13 protein-coding genes and 1 pseudogene are annotated in these 14,808 nt (G+C 35.5%); 11 read left to right on the top strand and 3 right to left on the bottom strand.

The features are described 5' to 3' along the window. The first annotated feature begins 120 nt into the window (after positions 1 to 120). The 4 genes from KORDIASMS9_RS21620 (at position 121) to KORDIASMS9_RS21610 (ending at position 8,136) form a co-directional block, all read left to right on the top strand. Positions 121 to 3,561, top strand: a complete 3,441-nt coding sequence (locus tag KORDIASMS9_RS21620) for a methylmalonyl-CoA mutase family protein (protein WP_114904848.1) — start codon at positions 121 to 123, stop codon at positions 3,559 to 3,561. A 111-nt stretch (positions 3,562 to 3,672) separates the two neighbouring features. Next, the gene (locus tag KORDIASMS9_RS21615; RefSeq protein WP_205318017.1) at positions 3,673 to 4,173 is read left to right on the top strand and encodes a DUF6756 family protein; all 501 of its coding nucleotides are present in this window, start codon (positions 3,673 to 3,675) and stop codon (positions 4,171 to 4,173) included. A gap of 141 nt (positions 4,174 to 4,314) precedes the next feature. Continuing rightward, positions 4,315 to 4,485 carry a hypothetical protein gene (locus tag KORDIASMS9_RS23550; protein ID WP_162820106.1) on the top strand — a complete coding sequence of 57 codons (171 nt, stop codon included), beginning with the start codon at positions 4,315 to 4,317 and terminating at the stop codon, positions 4,483 to 4,485. 585 nt (positions 4,486 to 5,070) lie between these two features. Next, on the top strand, positions 5,071 to 8,136 hold the full coding sequence (locus KORDIASMS9_RS21610; protein ID WP_114904846.1) for a T9SS type A sorting domain-containing protein: 3,066 nt from the start codon (positions 5,071 to 5,073) through the stop codon (positions 8,134 to 8,136). A 181-nt stretch (positions 8,137 to 8,317) separates the two neighbouring features. On the opposite strand, the gene KORDIASMS9_RS21605 is transcribed toward KORDIASMS9_RS21610, so the two are convergent. After that, positions 8,318 to 8,944 (bottom strand): chromophore lyase CpcT/CpeT, encoded by a 627-nt coding sequence (locus tag KORDIASMS9_RS21605; protein ID WP_114904845.1) that lies wholly within the window; start codon positions 8,942 to 8,944, stop codon positions 8,318 to 8,320. Between the two features lie 215 nt (positions 8,945 to 9,159). Between KORDIASMS9_RS21605 and KORDIASMS9_RS21600 the strand changes: the two genes are divergently transcribed. Further along, positions 9,160 to 10,461 carry a hypothetical protein gene (locus KORDIASMS9_RS21600; protein WP_114904844.1) on the top strand — a complete coding sequence of 434 codons (1,302 nt, stop codon included), beginning with the start codon at positions 9,160 to 9,162 and terminating at the stop codon, positions 10,459 to 10,461. Positions 10,462 to 10,463: 2 nt separating this feature from the next. On the opposite strand, the gene KORDIASMS9_RS21595 is transcribed toward KORDIASMS9_RS21600, so the two are convergent. After that, positions 10,464 to 11,570 (bottom strand): AraC family transcriptional regulator, encoded by a 1,107-nt coding sequence (locus KORDIASMS9_RS21595; RefSeq protein WP_114904843.1) that lies wholly within the window; start codon positions 11,568 to 11,570, stop codon positions 10,464 to 10,466. Positions 11,571 to 12,045: 475 nt separating this feature from the next. Here KORDIASMS9_RS21595 and KORDIASMS9_RS21590 point away from each other — a divergent pair, with 475 nt between their 5' ends. The 6 genes from KORDIASMS9_RS21590 (at position 12,046) to KORDIASMS9_RS23540 (ending at position 13,780) form a co-directional block, all read left to right on the top strand. Further along, positions 12,046 to 12,279, top strand: coding sequence for a class I lanthipeptide (locus KORDIASMS9_RS21590; protein ID WP_114904842.1), 234 nt, complete (start codon positions 12,046 to 12,048; stop codon positions 12,277 to 12,279). Between the two features lie 31 nt (positions 12,280 to 12,310). After that, positions 12,311 to 12,523 carry a hypothetical protein gene (locus tag KORDIASMS9_RS23545; protein ID WP_162820105.1) on the top strand — a complete coding sequence of 71 codons (213 nt, stop codon included), beginning with the start codon at positions 12,311 to 12,313 and terminating at the stop codon, positions 12,521 to 12,523. A 21-nt stretch (positions 12,524 to 12,544) separates the two neighbouring features. Continuing rightward, positions 12,545 to 12,766 carry a class I lanthipeptide gene (locus KORDIASMS9_RS21585; protein ID WP_114904841.1) on the top strand — a complete coding sequence of 74 codons (222 nt, stop codon included), beginning with the start codon at positions 12,545 to 12,547 and terminating at the stop codon, positions 12,764 to 12,766. A gap of 95 nt (positions 12,767 to 12,861) precedes the next feature. Next, positions 12,862 to 13,023 (top strand): hypothetical protein, encoded by a 162-nt coding sequence (locus KORDIASMS9_RS21580; RefSeq protein WP_162820104.1) that lies wholly within the window; start codon positions 12,862 to 12,864, stop codon positions 13,021 to 13,023. 253 nt (positions 13,024 to 13,276) lie between these two features. After that, on the top strand, positions 13,277 to 13,516 hold the full coding sequence (locus tag KORDIASMS9_RS21575) for a hypothetical protein (protein WP_114904839.1): 240 nt from the start codon (positions 13,277 to 13,279) through the stop codon (positions 13,514 to 13,516). Between the two features lie 105 nt (positions 13,517 to 13,621). Then, positions 13,622 to 13,780 carry a hypothetical protein gene (locus tag KORDIASMS9_RS23540; RefSeq protein WP_162820103.1) on the top strand — a complete coding sequence of 53 codons (159 nt, stop codon included), beginning with the start codon at positions 13,622 to 13,624 and terminating at the stop codon, positions 13,778 to 13,780. 655 nt (positions 13,781 to 14,435) lie between these two features. Here the strand turns inward: KORDIASMS9_RS23540 and KORDIASMS9_RS21570 are convergent. Then, positions 14,436 to 14,786, bottom strand: a pseudogene (locus tag KORDIASMS9_RS21570) (TlpA family protein disulfide reductase); the annotation flags it as partial. Positions 14,787 to 14,808 lie beyond the last annotated feature (22 nt).

Raw genomic sequence — 14,808 nt, 5'->3', positions numbered from 1 at the left:
AGCGTAGCGGTCTAGCGTCATTTATTGAGTAATATTAGAATCTTATATATTTCTTAAAAAATGTTCGATTTTTTTGAATAATCCGTAAATTGCAGCCCTAAAATAGATACTTCATTACAGATGGAACAAGCGCAACCCTATAAACCAACCTATAAAGTACGAATCGTAACAGCAGCTTCATTGTTTGATGGACACGATGCCGCAATCAATATCATGCGACGAATTATTCAATCTACAGGTGTAGAAGTCATTCATTTAGGACACGATAGAAGCGTAGAAGAAGTCGTAAATACGGCCATTCAAGAAGATGCCAATGCCATTGCAATGACTTCCTACCAAGGTGGACACAACGAGTATTTTAAATACATGTACGATCTGTTACAAGAAAAAGGTGCGGGACACATCAAAATATTTGGCGGCGGCGGCGGTGTGATTCTTCCAGAAGAAATCAAAGAACTGATGGACTATGGAATCACGCGTATCTATTCACCCGATGATGGACGCGAAATGGGCTTGCAAGGAATGATCAACGATTTGGTACAAAAATCTGATTATGCCATTGGCGATACTTTAAATGGCGAAGTGAACATTCTCCATGAAAAAAATCCAAAAGCAATTGCTCGTGTCATTTCTTCTGCCGAAAACTTTCCAGAAGTTGCGAAAGATGCACTAGATACAATTCATATCAAAAATAAAACCTCAAAAACGCCAGTATTAGGAATTACAGGAACTGGTGGTGCTGGAAAATCAAGTTTGGTAGACGAATTGGTACGTCGATTTTTAATAGACTTTCCAGAAAAAACCATTGGACTTATTTCGGTAGATCCATCCAAACGTAAAACTGGTGGTGCATTGTTGGGCGATCGTATTCGTATGAACGCCATCAACTCGCCAAGAGTATACATGCGTAGTTTGGCAACACGCCAATCGAATTTAGCCTTATCTAAATATGTAAATGAAGCGATTGAAGTCTTAAAAGCAGCAGAATACGATTTAATCATTCTGGAAACCTCTGGAATTGGACAATCGGATACAGAAATCATGGAACACAGCGATGTGGCTTTATACGTAATGACACCAGAATTTGGAGCGGCGACGCAATTGGAAAAAATTGACATGCTCGATTTTGCGGATTTAGTTGCCATCAACAAATTTGACAAACGCGGTTCATTAGATGCGTTGCGCGATGTAAAAAAACAATACATGCGTAACAACAATTTGTGGGATGTGCATCAAGATGACTTGCCAGTATTTGGAACGATTGCTTCACAGTTCAACGATCCAGGAATGAACACATTGTACAAAGCGGTGATGGACAAATTGGTAGAAAAAACGGAAGCAGATTTACAATCGACTTCCAAGATTTCTAGTGAAATTAGCGAAAAAATATTCGTCATTCCACCATCAAGAACACGCTACTTATCTGAAATAGCAGAAAACAACCGAGCGTATGACAAAAAAGCCGAAACGCAAGTAGAAGTGGCGCAACGTTTGTACGGAATCTATAAAACCATCGCTTCCATCACAAATGTGACATCAAGCGCAGTCGAGATGACGTTTATGTCAAAAACGGGCTTGGATGAAACTATCATTTTAGATCGTATCGAGAAAGAAGATGACATTGATTTGGTCAAATTGTTATTGAAAGAATTCGATCGCGTCAAGCTAAACCTTGATCCGTACAACTGGGAAATCATCAATGGCTGGAACGAAAAAGTAAACACATATAAAAACCCGATCTACACGTTTAAAGTGCGTGACAAAGAGATCAAAATTGATACACATACCGAATCCTTATCACACGTGCAAATTCCGAAAGTTGCCTTGCCAAAATACCAAGCTTGGGGCGATATTTTAAAATGGTGTTTGCAAGAAAACGTACCAGGAGAATTTCCATATACCTCAGGATTGTATCCGTTTAAACGTACAGGAGAAGATCCAGCGCGTATGTTTGCCGGAGAAGGCGGACCAGAACGTACCAATAAGCGTTTTCACTACGTAAGTGCAGGAATGCCCGCGAAACGTTTATCTACAGCGTTTGACAGTGTAACGTTGTACGGAAACGATCCAGATTTGCGACCAGATATTTATGGTAAAATTGGAAATGCAGGTGTTTCTATCTGTTGTTTGGATGATGCAAAAAAGCTCTATTCTGGGTTTGATCTAGCAGATAAAATGACGTCAGTAAGTATGACGATCAACGGTCCGGCGCCCATGTTGTTAGGATTCTTTATGAATGCAGCGATTGATCAGCAATGTGAAAAATACATCAAAGAAAACGGACTCGAAGCAGAAGTTGAAGCAAAAATTGCCGAAATCTACAAAGGAAAAGAACGTCCGCAATACAATGGCGAATTGCCAGAAAGCAACAACGGTTTAGGTTTGATGTTGCTTGGAGTTACAGGCGATCAAGTGTTGCCAAAAGAAATTTACGAAGACATCAAAGCGAAAACCATTGCACAAGTTCGTGGAACGGTTCAGGCTGATATTTTAAAAGAAGATCAGGCACAAAACACCTGTATATTCTCTACAGAATTTGCGTTGCGATTGATGGGAGACGTACAAGAATATTTTATCGAAAACAATGTGCGTAACTTCTATTCGGTGTCTATCTCTGGATATCACATCGCGGAAGCTGGCGCGAATCCAATCACGCAATTGGCATTGACATTATCAAACGGTTTCACGTATGTAGAATACTATTTAAGTCGCGGAATGGACATCAATAAATTTGGTCCCAACTTATCATTTTTCTTCTCCAACGGAATCGATCCAGAATATGCTGTGATTGGTCGTGTAGCACGTAAAATCTGGGCGAAAGCCTTAAAACATAAATACGGAGCCAATGCACGTGCGCAAATGTTGAAATATCACATTCAAACTTCGGGACGTAGTTTGCATGCGCAAGAAATTGATTTCAACGACATTCGTACCACTTTGCAAGCGTTATACGCGATTTACGATAACTGTAATTCCTTACACACCAACGCGTATGACGAAGCGATTACAACACCAACGGAAGAATCGGTTCGTAGAGCGATGGCAATTCAGTTGATTATCAACAAAGAATTAGGCTTGGCGAAAAACGAAAATCCAATTCAAGGTTCGTTCATCATTGAAGAATTAACGGATTTGGTAGAAGAAGCAGTGTTGGCAGAATTCGACCGAATCACAGAACGTGGTGGCGTGTTGGGCGCGATGGAAACCATGTACCAACGTTCAAAAATTCAGGAAGAAAGTTTGTATTACGAAACTTTGAAACACAACGGACAATTCCCGATTATCGGTGTAAATACATTTCTAAGTAGTAAAGGTTCGCCAACGGTGATTCCGAAAGAAGTCATTCGTGCTACAGAAGAAGAAAAGCAATATCAAATCAAGATCTTAGAAAACCTTCACAAAGCACATGATACCGACGAATTATTGCTTGAATTACAGCGAAAAGCCGTCAACAATGAAAACATCTTTGAAGCCTTGATGGAAGTGTGTAAAGTATGTTCGTTAGGACAAATTACGGCATCTTTATTTGAAGTTGGAGGACAGTATCGTAGAAATATGTAAAGCTAAGTTGAAGTAAAAAATATAATAAATTGCAAAGTGCTTCATTCTGAACTTGATTCAGAATCCCATACTGCTATTCATCAAAATATGCATGCGCTGTCCACAATTAAAATGAACAAGAAAAGACACATAAAACCTAGAAGAAAAAAAACTTGGACAGATTTGCGTGTTGAAATCAGTAAAATTTGTGGCCTTTTAAATATTTCTACCAATGAATTTTCAGAAGTTAATAGCAATCAATGGAACGAAATAGAGCATAAAATTTGGGCTAAATTTTCTACTAAAAACGATTCAAGATGGATATGGGAAACCTTAAAAGATTCTTATAGCGCAGCTCCTATTGATTATAATGACTTTGCCTTAGAATCGTTGATAGATACATCTGAAAAAGTATGGTTTTTACTCGATGAGACTGTAAACGAAAAGACCAAATTCTGGATTTATGAAGGAACAATAAAGAGTTTTAGCAAAATTTTTCAGGAGTCAGGTCTAACGGATGAAATAGTAATAGTCTCAAAAAAATATGAGTGGATATTCATAATCAATCATCACGATATGATGATAGGAACTGGTCAATTAGTTGATAAAATTGAAAAAATAAAAAGTAGATAACTCTACATACAGTAAACAGGACGATTTGTAATTAATTCAAAGATTGTTTTCTATTTGTAAAGTTGCCCAATCATTTGATTTGACACTAAACTAGATGCCTAAATATGGTAACTTACCATACATGAACTAAAAATAAAGTAATTGCAAAAAGACAAAATCACTACTAAAAATATAAATCGACACATTACAGAAGCTACAAATCAACTTCTTGAAATGGCGAAGGAACATTCTTGGAATAACATTTCAAGTGATGTGAAATATGTGATTAAGAAAGTAAAATCAGAAACCACAATAGGTAAAAAACAGTTTTGAGACAAATCGAATCCGAAAAAGACTTCTAAACTCAAAAGAAAGCGTACACTTAGAATCTGCAATCAAACAACTAAATTCTGAATTTGAAAATATCTATCTAATCGAACTTTATATTTTCAAAGCAAACAAAAAGGAAACAATTGTAGAAATTGAAATTTTAGAGAAATCAGAATTAGAAGAAAAACAAAGAAAATTAGTTTTGAAGGAATCTCCAATGCTGCATTGTAAAGTGGCAATACCTCCGTATATTGGACTTGACAAAAAAGATAAATTCGACATCAATTGGCAATTAGAAACAATTGAATATACATGGAAAATGTTTTGGTGGAGAAGAAAAATGAAAAACATGAAACGAAAACATCTTTGAAGCCTTGATGGAAGTGTGTAAAGTATGTTCCTTAGGACAAATTACGGCTTCCTTATTTGAGGTTGGTGGACAATATCGAAGAAATATGTAGTTTATCTAACTAGAAAATATATACAACCAAAAATGTATGAATCACGTCGGTTCATACATTTTTTGTTTCCAAGTAGTTGTAAACAAAGTACTTTGTAAGTCGTAAAACTAAACTAGGGGCGAATTACATGAAAACAACACTACTTTTCTTAGGAATCTTCCTAACCACAACATTGTATTGTTATGCACAACCCGCAAATGACGATTGTGCCAATGCAGAAATTATAAGCGTAACGACTACAAGCACAACTTTAGTCAGTTACAATAATGCTACCGCAACGCAGAGTTTGCAAAGTAGCTGCGAAAGTGCCGGTAATACATATTTAGATGTTTGGTATGAATTTACGATGCCTGTCAATGGAAATATTCGAATTACAGGTGTCAACTTTGCCGATGGTTTTTCGCTATACAGCACATGTGGCGGCGCGGAAATAGACTGTTTCTATGACGACGGATTTTTCTATAGTCTCACAAATGGAGCAACCTATAAATTAAGAGCTGCAAGTACTACCAGTCAAGCTGGATCGGACAGTTTTCAGATTCAAGCTTTTGAAGCAGCAGCAAATGACGAATGTGCAACTGCCGAAGTGATTGCTGCTGATATTACGAATTTAACAACGATCAATTTTAACAATGCTCAAGCCACAGAAAGTTTAGTAAGTAGCTGTGATACAAATACGAATACTGATTACCTAGATTTATGGTACGAATTCACGATGCCAGTCACAGGAAACGTACAATTCTCAGGCATCAATTTTGCCGATGGTTTTACTTTATATGATAATTGCGGAACAGTTCCAATAGAATTGGATTGCTTTTACGACAGTCATTTTATCTACAATTTAGCTAGTGGAACCTATACATTACGCGTTGTCAGTACTGCAGCAAATGCAGGTACAGATAGCTTTCGAATTCAAGCCTTTGCAACCGCAGCTAATGACGAATGCGCCACTGCGGAAGTCATCACAGAAGATATTACGACTGCAAGAACGATCAACTTTAACAATGCCGCAGCAACCGAAAGTCTACAAAGCAGTTGCGATACAAATGTCAATGCCAATTATTTAGATTTGTGGTATGAATTTACCATGCCTGTCAATGGAAATCTTGAAATCTCAGGTGTGAATTTTGCCGATGGTTTTACTTTGTATGACAATTGCGGAGCGATTCCAACAGAAATTGATTGTTTTTACGATAATAATTTTACTTATGGGTTGACTACAGGAAACTATATTCTACGCGTGGTCAGTACGGCTTCCAATGCTGGAAATGATAGTTTTATACTTCAAGCCTTTGAAACTGCTGTGAATGATGAATGCGCTATGGCGGAAGTCATTATGGAAGATATTACGACTGCAAGAACGATTAACTTTAACAATGCAGCGGCAACTGAAAGTTTACAAAGCAGTTGCGATACAAATGTCAATGCCAATTATTTAGATTTGTGGTATGAATTTACCATGCCTGTCAATGGAAATCTTGAAATCTCAGGTGTGAATTTTGCCGATGGTTTTACTTTGTATGACAATTGCGGAGCGATTCCAACAGAAATTGATTGTTTCTACGATAATAATTTTACTTACGGGTTGACTACAGGAAACTATATTCTACGCGTGGTCAGTACGGCTTCCAATGCCGGAAATGATAGTTTTATAATTCAAGCCTTTGAAACTGCTACGAATGATGAATGCGCTACGGCGGAAGTCATCACAGAAAATATTACCACACAAAGAACTATTGTGTTTAACAATGCGGCAGCCACTGAAAGTTTGGATGCCAGTTGTGATACAGCAAGCAATACGCATTTAGATTTGTGGTACGAATTTACCATGCCAGTCACAGGGAATATTTATATTTCTGGTGTCAACTTTGCAGACAGATTTACCATTTATGATACGTGCGGAGGTACAGAATTGGCATGTTTTGACGATAATGGATTTGCATACAGTTTAATCTCTGGAACCTATTATTTACGTGCATACAGCACCGAAATATATGCAGATGCTGATAGTTTCAACATTCAAGCTTTTGCCCAATTGGCAAATGATGATTGCGTGAATGCAGAAATGATTTCAGTAGCAGGAGTTGGTGCTTGTGGAACGCAAAATATCACGGTAGATACAAGAGGTGCAACTGAAACATTTGCGCCAAACATTGGTGATTGTTTTAGCACATCACAAGTTTGGCTAGATGCTTGGTATGCTTTTGAAGCACCAATTACAGGAAACATCACACTTACAAGTACAAATTTCAGCAATACCTTTGCAGTCTATGAAAGCTGTGGTGGCGCTGAAGTTGCTTGTTTTGCTGATGACGGTGTGATTCCTGTCACCTTTGGGAACACGTATTACATACAAGTTTCCAGAGCTACGGTTTCTGCTGGAGAAGTTACCTTTTGTTTAGAAGGATCGCCCGCAGTTGCGCAAGGAATGGCAGGAATGTGTGAAAATATGCCAACCGTAGAAATATCAGCAGCACAAGGAAATACCAACGAATGGGTTCCCATTTTAAATGCTTCAGATGATATTGTGGCGGCAATAAACGCCAATGGAAACGATTTAGGAAACATAACAACTACATTATTCATTGAAAATGCTGATACAAGAGACTTTTCTGGGCAACCGTATTTACGGCGAGAAGTCTCTATCAGCACCACAATACCACCCGCAGGATTTGTCAATGTGCGACTGTACGTGCTCGGTGATGAGGTAGACGATTTAATGTTAGTAGATAGCAATCTGATGAATATTTTTGATCTAGAAGTCATGAAAGTCAATGGAAATACCTGTACTACTGGCTATACTTCTGGTGGCGATTTTATCAATACTTCGGGCAGTTCATATTTGGATGATTACTATGTGCAATTTGCTACCAATTCGTTCTCTGTATTTTATCCAACATCTACAAACTTAGACGGAACATTAAGCATTCCATCAGTTGAAAATAATACATTAGGCGTTTCTGTCATTCCAACAATTACAGATGGAATCGTTCATATAAAAGCAGATAAAATCCTTACAGATGTCGTTGTGAACGTATTTGATATTACGGGAAGAAGCATCTACCAAGCAACTTTGGAAAATCTGAATCAAACCCAGCAATCTATAGATTTGAGCAGTTATCAATCGGGAATCTATTTTATGAAAATCACCCATCAAAATACTCAAATCACCAAACGCATCATATTGAAATAGTTAGTAATATGATTCATCTGAAACAGTGTCACCGCGTTTTTAGTCTTTGCGCATGTGGCATTGTTTTTATATCAAATCTACCGTAAAATGAATGCGATGTATAGAATTAAAATTAGTTTTCGCTTCTTCTTCTGCGTTATAAAATAATTATTAATTGCATTTTACGGTAGATTTGGTATTATTACAATCGCTTAAAAATATAGCCTGCTTTTTCTGCGCCCCAAACATGTGCGTCATTGGCGTCAAAACCACGATCCCAACTTTCAATAACGTTTGGTTTTATGGTTACTTCTGAAGTGGCGTAACTAGCACCACGCATGGTACTTTTACAATCTTTTTCATTCGTACTTCCTGTATAGTTTTTGCCTTGTTTCTCTAAAATTACGGCACAACCTTCGCGTTCTTTTAACATAGAAGCATCAAACTGATCAAAATAGGCTGGAGTTTTCCACTTTCCAATAAAGTCTTTCGGGTTTTCTAGTGTGTACACTTTACTTGAAAATGTACCATTTTCTAACTTTTCCAATTCATAAACACGTTGGCGATACGGTTTGTCTTGTTGACTATTCAACGCTTGTTCTACATACAACCAATACCCATCTTTTGACGTCCAAATTGGATACATGTGCAAGGAAATATTATAATAACTTTCGTCAGAAGCGGCTTGCTCACTACTGTCAAACGAACCTGTCATTTGTGTTTGTAAAGCTTTCAATTCGTTGGAAGTGCTGGTAGATTTGTAACTATCACAACTATAAATTGTAACTAAAAATAATGTGAGAACGATGTAGATTATAGATTTTTTCATGTGTTAATGTTTAAAGATTGATGAGAGTAAATGTAGACAATATCCGCTAGTTTTCAAATTGTGTGAATTTTCATGAAATGTTAAAAACTGTTTGACTTCACAGAAAATTCCTAACTTTAAACAAAGTATACTGTATGCGATTTCTTTATTTTTTATTGCTGAACTTTGTTGTTTGTGTCGGGTTTTCGCAAACAAATCATTTTGAAAAGGGAAAAATGCTACCTTCAATTGCAGTGCAAAACAGTTCGGAAACCTTTGCGTTGTATCTTCCCAATTCTTATGATGAAACCAAGTTATCTGCTGTAGTTTTTATCTTTGATCCCAGCGGAAACGGCGCCAACGGAATGCAGCATTTTATCGCTTCCGCAGAAAAGTTCAATTACATCTTAATTGCTTCAAACAACACCAAAAATGGCGTTCCTTACGAGACTAATTTCGAAATTGTCAATAGATTGTTTGCCACCGTTTTTTCAACATTTACAATTGACGAAAAACAAATTTATGCCGCAGGTTTTTCGGGCGGATCGCGTTTGGCAACTGCCATTTCTGCTTTGACAGGAAAAATGCAAGGCGTGATTGCCTGTGGCGCAGGTTTAAAAATTAATACATCGTTTACGCCAAGTAAAAAAATGTTCTCGTTTGTCGGTTTGGTAGGTGATGAAGATATGAATTACCAAGAAATGTTTCAAACTAAAGAATGGCTTGATAAGTTTGATGTCGATAACGAATTGTTTGTGTACAACGACACACATCGTTGGCCGCCTAGCAAACAAATAGAACGTGCGTTTGGTTGGTTGGAATTGCAAGCGTATCAAAAGAAAATACGAAGTGTCGATACGCAATTTGTGCAATCGTACTTTGAGTCGCAATACAAAATAGCAGATTCGCTGGTGCTTCACAACAAATTTCGATCTGTGAACGAATATCAAAGTATCCTTAAAAATTTTGCGCCGTATTTTGATTTGAAAGCTATGCAGCAAAAGTTAGAAAGCATCAAAGCTTCTCCAGAATACAAAGCGGAAGTTGCTGCTAGAAATGCTAACATTAAAGAGGAAAATGAATTGTATGAGAAGTTTTCAAAAGTGTATTCCAACGATATTTTGGCAGCCAAATCAGATGATGATTTTCAATGGTGGCGTCAAGAATTGAAAAAACTGAATGCTGATATTGAAAAATCTAAAAATACAGCCAAAGGAAAAATGCTGAAGCGACTCAAATATTCACTTTTTGCAGGCGCTTACGAATCTTCTGTGGGATATGTGAATGCAAAAAAGTATCAACATGCTTTGTATTGCGATCAATTGTTAGTGTATTTCAATCCCGATCAAGCGTATTGGTATTTTCGCGTAGCGCAAAGTTATGCGCACAATGACGATTTTAAACACACCATCAGAAATCTAAAAAAGGCAAAAGAACTCGGATTGCCACAATTTCAAAGTATTCAACAAATGCCCTTATTTGCTAAATTCAAGCAAAAGAAAAAATTTATAAAATTATTTGAGGAACGTTCAGAATAACATTAAGAATACATTTTTTCAATATAACGTGAAGGTGTATCGTTCATTAAAGATTTAAAGGTTTTATTAAAAGTCGATTTCGAATTGAATCCAGCATCCATGGCAATAGAAAGTAAGGTTTGTTTTTTGTGTTCGCCCGCTTCTATTTTTTGTAAAAAGGCTTTTACACGATATGCATTGATGTATTCATAAAAAGTTTTTTCATACACCGAATTTAGAAACCAAGACAAGTTATTTGCAGTCGTGTCCAATTTCTTGGCAAGCATTTTTAGGTTTAAATCTGATTGTGTATACAGGTGTTCTTCTTCAATCAGGATGGTTATTTTTTCTTTGATTGTGTTGATTTCTTCCTGCGTCAAGCGTTTTTTAGTAGGCGCTTTTTTCTTTACAGGCAATCGTACAACTTCAGGTTGCGTAAAGCTAAAATATCCCACAATAAAAAGGAAAATGGTAATACTAATCCAAATGAGTTTATAGTTGATAAAGGAATTATAGTTTTTGAGGATATAGATATTAAAAATTCCAATTGCCCAAGAGAGTGTAATCAACGAAATTCCTATCAAAATGTATTGAATATAACGTGCAATTTTTTGCGTGTATTCCGTTGGATGTGTTGTATTTTTGACTTGATTTAATATTTGGAATGATAAATAGGTGTAAAATGCAAATGACAACATTCCTACGGATTCCATGATAAAATAGACGATATACAGTCCTTTAGCACCTAAAATTGTCATGTATTCTTTGAGCGATAACGAAAGTGTCCAAAAAAAGTAACACAACATTAAAATGGATAGTATGTAATGTTTAAAGGATAACTTGTTTTGAGAAGTATCTCTAAAAACGAGTACTTTAAAATACAAATACAATAGCGGCGCAAATAAGTAGATTGTGCTTTCTGTAAAGAGTGCAGTTCGCCAAAATATTTTTGGATCCAATTGGTAACTTAGCATTTCTCTGGCAAAAACTACAATAGATATTCCGATGATAATCATAAGGATGCTATTGGCAGCTTTATTTTTTTTTGAAATGAACTGTAAGGAAATCATTAAAAATATACCTTGAACAATTCCTGTAAACAGTATAAGATCTATTAACGTAAATGACATTTTTTCTTTTTGAGTTAAATATAGTCAGAAATCTTTTTGAAAAGTATTAGCAATAATGTAAGGGCTGTTAAAATTGTAAAAAGCACCTTTTTTTTTATTTAACACGTTGTTTTTCAATAGTTTTAAAAAATAGTTAAAGTATAGAAGATTTATAAATTGAATGTGTGTTTTAGGGAAATAAAAGTGTGTACACCTTCTGAAAGTGTGTATACAAACTTTGGATACCGATTCCGAACCAATCGGGAAAAGTTTTTGTGTTTCTTGTATGGATTGCGTCATCATTGTATCAGAGCATATTTTTATAACCGTCTTTACGTATTAAGAAGACGGTTTTTTTTATGAAAGTGTAATTTATAAATTCAATGTACTAGGTACGTATCAATGTATACAATACGACATACTCGGCAGTAAAAGCTACTTTTTCACGGCAATCATTTTCTACTTTAGATTCATATTAATATTAAAACTTTTAATTATGAAAAAACAAAAGGTGAGTGGATTATCCCTCAACAAAAAATCAATTTCTGACTTATCAAAACAAACTGTACATGGTGGAGCTACACTCTACTGTACTTTTGGTTGCACAGATGGTTGTACCATAGCACAAACGGCTTGGAATTGTACAAGAGGAAATTGTACAGCTGATTGTACTGGCGGAATTACATGGTTGTGTAGCGCGCTTCCAGGTTGTGTGGCTGGAGAAGAGTAAAAAATAATACAAACTTTAAAAACATCAAATTATGAAAAAAAAGAAATTGAAAAATCTTAGTTTACGTAAAAAGGTAGTATCCAGTCTTACCCATGATGCTGTCAAAGGTGGTGGAAGTGATCACCCAATGTGTGTTAGTGAAAACTGTCCAACAAATACGTTGGTAAAAGCATGTTCAAATCATATGTGTGACTCTCGTTTAGGTGGTTGTCCTACATACTATTGTATTGCTGGAGAAGAATAAATTTTTAAAAATGAAAATAGTATGAAAAAAAAGAAATTAAAAAAAATTGCACTCAATAAAAAAGTAGTTTCACGATTGAATAGCGATCAGATCAAAGGAGGCGAAACGCAAGGTTGTAGTGATGGCTGCTCTTTATTTCAAACAGTCATGCGCTGCACACAAGCCGATTGTACTTCCGATTGTACTGATGGATTGAGTTGGCTATGCAGTTTTATTGAAATAATCTGTGTAGAAGGCGAATAAGACTTCTATGGAAGTCAATGACAAAAGGAATATCGAAAGGTATTCCTTTTAATTTTTTGTATTTTACAAATTCACAAACCAAAACCAAAAATATCATGAAAAAAAGAACTATTAAAAGTTTAGCGATTCACAAGAACACCATTTCAAAATTCAATTATGTAGACACCCTAAAAGGAGGAAATACTTCGCATACAAGTTGTTTGTGTATGGATACTATGTGCGAATGTGAATTGGAAATGCCAATTCGTAGAAATTAAGAAACAACTTTTAGAAAAGATGTGACAGAAAGACGTTTTTACGTCTTTTTTTTGTATTAAAATACTTTATGACTGTCATAAAATTAACACAAATTATTTTTTGAAATTCTTTGTGAATGCCTAAAAATACTATCAAAACACGATTTTTATTTTAGAATTTCATCAAAATACCTACTTCTTTTTTTTACAATTTACTTGTGAGAAATTTAACATTTGCGTTCGTAGTTTTGTTTCAAACAAAAAAATTATTATTATGAAAAAGCAAACCATTAAAACGTTATCATTAACCAAAACGACGGTATCAAGAATCAACGAATTGAATGAAATAGTAGGAGGAACAGGCACGATGTCTACAGATCCTGGTTGCGCTAGTGGAGATGACACAGTTAGTGCAGTGATCTTATGTATGGAAGATTTTACCCAAGGGTGTAGTCCCTCTTTTTTACGTCAATGTCCGTATACCAAAGATACAGATCCACAATATTGCTGGTAAATAGTATGACGCAATAAAAGAAAAAGAAAAGTAAAAAGGAATGCCATTTTGGTGTTCCTTTTTCAATTTTGTACCTTATCAGTATAAAACCAGAAACGAACAATCATGAAAAAACAAACCATTAAAAATTTGGACTTTAATAAAAGTATCATCTCTTCTTTTGCGTCTGTTGAAAAGATAAAAGGAGGAAGAAATCCATCACAAACCAGTTGTTGGTGCAAACAAAGTGAATGCGACTGCATAGCAGAAGATACAATGTCATAACATGTGACGAGAAAAATAATTTGAAGGAATGCCGTTTGGTGTTCCTTTTTCGCATAAAAAATAAACTATTCCAAAGCTCGCTTCGAAGTAGTTTACTTTACTTATTGCGATATTTTTTTAGACTAAAATCTGTATGTCAATTGGTAATAATGTAAAATGTATTTAAAAAAAGTTACGAAATATTACTCTTTGCATTGACCGTTTACACAACTACCTATTGTATAATCATAGAGAGTTTTGTAGTAGCACTGACAACCTTCACTCTCTAGCGTACACATAAAAACACCACAATTACCAAAACTACCTTTTATGATACTTTGCTCAGATTTAGGTATTACTTTTACTCCTTTAAGATTTAGAATTGAAGTTAACATAATAATTTTTTAAAGATTAATGATACAGAAATATAAGAATAAAACTTACATTTTGGTTACGGTAAAGCCTTATTTAACGTTTTAAACCATTAATCAATAACAAAAACATTTTCTGCATTTTTGTTATCATTGGTACAGTGGAAAGCTTGCAAACTGTGGTTAATTTTGCTGATGTAATGGTTTTCGATGTTAGTTCCCAACATGATAGGATTGTATGTATGAGCACTAAAATTCAAGGAAGAATTACAGTGATACAAAAAAGCGATACAACGGAAAAAAGATCATTCTTGATAACCGACCAAATTAGCAGGTCTGATATCATCAACAATTCTTTCAAAAGCTTCTGTGTTGTTAGGACTTGGTGCATTATTGACGACAATTGTATTGTTTTGATCTACAATTAAATACCGCGGTATTTGAAAAACATTCAGTGATCTCGCCAACGATGATTTTTTACCTTTTACCAACAAATAAGAATTTCTAAAATGTAAAGTTTCCCTAAGTTCTTCGCCTTTTTGAAGCCATTTTTCTTGGTCTGTGTCTATGGAAAGATAAATCCATTCCACATTATTTTCTACCGAAAGGCGATCTTTAAACGGTTTGTTTTCTTTTATTTGTTGGATGCATGGCGGACACCAACTCGCCCTCTTATTG

The organism is Kordia sp. SMS9, from assembly GCF_003352465.1.
Taxonomy (GTDB): domain Bacteria; phylum Bacteroidota; class Bacteroidia; order Flavobacteriales; family Flavobacteriaceae; genus Kordia.
The sequence above is the reverse complement of the archived record's forward strand: the minus strand, read 5'-3'. Positions and strand labels throughout refer to the sequence as shown.